Raw genomic sequence first — 3,044 nt, 5'->3', positions numbered from 1 at the left:
GTCCACTCCTGCGGCCAGTCTGTGGGCCGCAGCGCCGCCAGCAGCGGGGCACCCGAGGACGCTGATGGTCCTGCGCCATCATGGCCTGCGCTTCGAGCACCGCCTGCGCCTCCCTGGCGTCGCCGTCGCCGTCCCGTCCGCCCGGCTTCTCCCCGGCACCGCCCGCGCCCCCTGCCCGGAGCCCCGTGTCGACGACACCCTCCGGCGGCGGCCACGAGCCCGGGACGGGCGCCAGATGAGGATGTCTCTCATCTCATGACAGTTGTCCCATAAACGTTGACCGGCCGGCCGGCCGCCTCCTAACGTCGCCGACAAGCGCGGTGCGGCGCGGAGTTCCCGATCCAGTGTTCGGGGGCCGCCCGGATCGCACGGAGGAAGCTCCCCTGAGTGCCGGGCATCGCACGGTATCCCGGGAAGCGTGGCCGAGGCTCTGCCGGTGCCGCTCCTCCCCACGGATCTGCTCGTCGGCCTGGCCACCCCCGCACAGGCCGACGAGCAGCAATCGACGGAATCCGGTGCCGGGCGTCTCAGTCCATGAACGCGCCCAGCCGCACCAGCGCGGTGATGGTCAGCACCGCCGGAGGGATGTACCACCAGAAGCTCAGCAGGCCCGCCCGCACGGCGAGGTTGGTCAGCCATTCCGTCGCAAGACCCAGATGGAAGGCGATGATCAGCGGGACGCCGACGGCGGCTCCCATGGCCGGTGAGGTGAAGGCCGGATACATCAGATACGCCGTCAGGAAGTGTGCGCACAACAGCCCGACGGCACTGGCGACGGTCGCGGACCGGCCCCGGCGCGTCGGTTCGCGCCCCTTGTGCGCGTCGTCCGCCGGTCCGGTGACCCCGTGCATCCGACCAGCTCCCCCGTCCAGATGGGTGTTCGATGCAGCCACCCTAGTGCCCCGTTCACCGTGTTTGCCTCAGGTGCTTGACGCCGTCCAGCCATCGGCCTCGATCCGTGCGGCGTCGCGGGGCCTGGCCTCGTCGAAGAGCGCCCGGCCCCGGTCCTCGACCCGGATCGCGTCCACATAGACGCCCCGCCCGGTGTAGCGCTGGTCGGTGACACACCGCCACCGCAGCCGCAGCGGAGAACCGCGCCACGCCGACAGGTCCGCCGTCACCCGGTGCCACACCCGCCCGGACCACCCGGTCGCCGAGCCCTGCGGGTGCGGCCGGGGCCGGGCCCCCTTCCGTACGGTGGTGAACGGCACCGGCCGCCAGGTCGCCCCGCCGTCCGGCGATCCTTCGAGGAACACGGCGTCCGTGTCCGGCTCCGTGTCCCACCACAGGGAGCAGCGCAGGCGCGCGCTCGGTGAGGTGAGCGTGAGCGTGAGGGCGGGCAGTGTCAGAGTGGCGGAGGCGGACGCGGTCATGCCGGCGAACCAGGCGGTGGCGCCCCGGGCGGGCCGGACGGCGACCGCGCGGGCCAGTTGATCGGCGGCGGCCACGCGGGGCGCGCTGCCGGAACGCCAACTCCGCACCGGGTGCACTGAGTTGCCGAGCACGATGAGGAAGGTGTCGGTACCCGGGTCGAGGACGAGACTGGTGCCGGTGAAGCCGGTGTGCCCCGCGGTGCGCGGGGTCGCCATCGCGCCCATGTACCAGTGCTGGTACAGCTCGAATCCGAGCCCGTGCTCATCGCCGGGGAAGCCGGTGTTGAAGTCGGTGAACATCAGCTCGACCGATTCCGGGCGCAGGACCCGGGTGCGGCCGTAGACCCCGCCGTTGAGGAGCGTACGGGCGAGGACCGCCAGGTCCCAGGCGCAGGAGAACACCCCGGCGTGGCCCGCGACCCCGCCGAACGCGTAGGCGTTCTCGTCGTGCACCTCGCCCCAGACCAGCCCCCGGTCGAGCCCCGACCAGGGCGGTCTGGCGTCCTCGGTGGCGGCGATCCTCGGCCGCCAGGAGGCGGGCGGGTTGAAACGGGTGCGGTGCATCCCGAGCGGAGCGGTGATCTCGTCGTGGAGCAGGACATCCAGCGGGCGTCCGGTGAGCCGTTCCAGAATCAGCTGAAGCGAGATCAGATTCAGGTCCGAGTAGAGATACCGGCTGCCCGGGGTGTTCGCCGGGGCCTCGTTCCACAGCAGCCGCAGCTTTCCCTCCCGGGTCGGCTCCTTGTACAGCGGAAGCCAGGCGCGCAACCCCGAGGTGTGGGTCAGCAGCTGACGTACGGTGATGTCCTGTTTGCCGCCGCCCCCGAACTCCGGGAGGTACGTCACGACCGGGGCCGCCAGCTCCAGCGCACCCAGTTCGATCTGCCGCACCGCCAGTATCGAGGTGAACAGCTTGGAGACGGACGCCAGATCGAAGACCGTGTCCCCGGCCATCGCGATCTGCCGCTCGGCCGGGAACTCGACGGCCGTGTCGGTCCTCTCGTCGTACGAGGCGTAGCGCACGGCCTTCCCGATCGGCCGGTGCAGCGCGACCGTGCCGCCCCGGCCGGCGAGCAGCACCGCCCCGGCGTACCAGGGGTGCTTGGGGGAGGGGCCGAGGTATCTCTCCGCGTCCGCGACGAGCCGCTCCAGCGGGCCGCGCAGCAGCCCCGCCCGCTCGGGGGTCCCCCGGCGCAGTGTCGGCCGCCCGCGCGGTCCGCCGCTACCCGCGCGGGGACCGGCCCGGGTGCTCCCGCCTTCCGCGGCCCGGGCGAACGGGATCGGTGCCAGGGCGAGCGCCCCGCCCAGGGCCAGCACCCCACCGCCCAGCCGCCGTCTGCTGACACTCCGGTCCGCCCCGTCGCCGGTCATCCGCGGCCTCTCCTGAAGAAGTGATTTCCGGATTTTCGAACAGCAGGGAAACTCTGTTGCGGGGCGGAGGGGCTGTCAACCGTGCCGATACGGCCGTCCCGGGGCAACTGTCGCCGGGCGGCCGGCCCGAAGAGACGGGCCCGAAGAAGCCGTCGGCCGTACCGGTGCCGGTGCCGGGTCCCGGTGGCGACCCGGGACCTGCCCCGGGCCCCGTCGCCTGAACCCGGGCCACGGCGTCGACGGCCGCCCCGCGGGAAGGACGGCAGCTCGGGCGCGCGCCCGCGGGAGGGACGGCAGTCG

The 3,044-nt window shown here is 72.9% G+C and carries 3 protein-coding genes; 1 reads left to right on the top strand and 2 read right to left on the bottom strand.

Annotation, left to right across the window (positions count from 1 at the left end; all coding sequences use genetic code 11):
* Positions 1-259 (top strand): hypothetical protein (locus ACWF94_RS37580; RefSeq protein ID WP_453499276.1); only part of this gene is annotated, 259 nt, incomplete at its 5' end.
* 268 nt (positions 260-527) lie between these two features.
* Here the strand turns inward: ACWF94_RS37580 and ACWF94_RS37575 are convergent.
* Together ACWF94_RS37575 and ACWF94_RS37570 are read right to left on the bottom strand one after the other, a co-directional pair.
* Positions 528-851, bottom strand: a complete 324-nt coding sequence (locus ACWF94_RS37575; protein WP_453499274.1) for a hypothetical protein — start codon at positions 849-851, stop codon at positions 528-530.
* Positions 852-920: 69 nt separating this feature from the next.
* Positions 921-2,744, bottom strand: a complete 1,824-nt coding sequence (locus ACWF94_RS37570) for a serine hydrolase (RefSeq protein ID WP_453499272.1) — start codon at positions 2,742-2,744, stop codon at positions 921-923.
* Between the last annotated feature and the right edge of the window lie 300 nt (positions 2,745-3,044).

This window comes from Streptomyces sp. NPDC055078 (assembly GCF_053607985.1).
Note: the sequence above shows the minus strand (reverse complement) of the source record. Positions and strands in the feature narration are given on the sequence as shown.

What these genes read in the sequence shown, in the direction of transcription:
- ACWF94_RS37575 (WP_453499274.1), bottom strand. Translation starts at nt 851, where the DNA reads ATGCACGGGGTCACCGGACCGGCGGACGACGCGCACAAGGGGCGCGAA.
- ACWF94_RS37570 (WP_453499272.1), bottom strand. Translation starts at nt 2,744, where the DNA reads ATGACCGGCGACGGGGCGGACCGGAGTGTCAGCAGACGGCGGCTGGGC.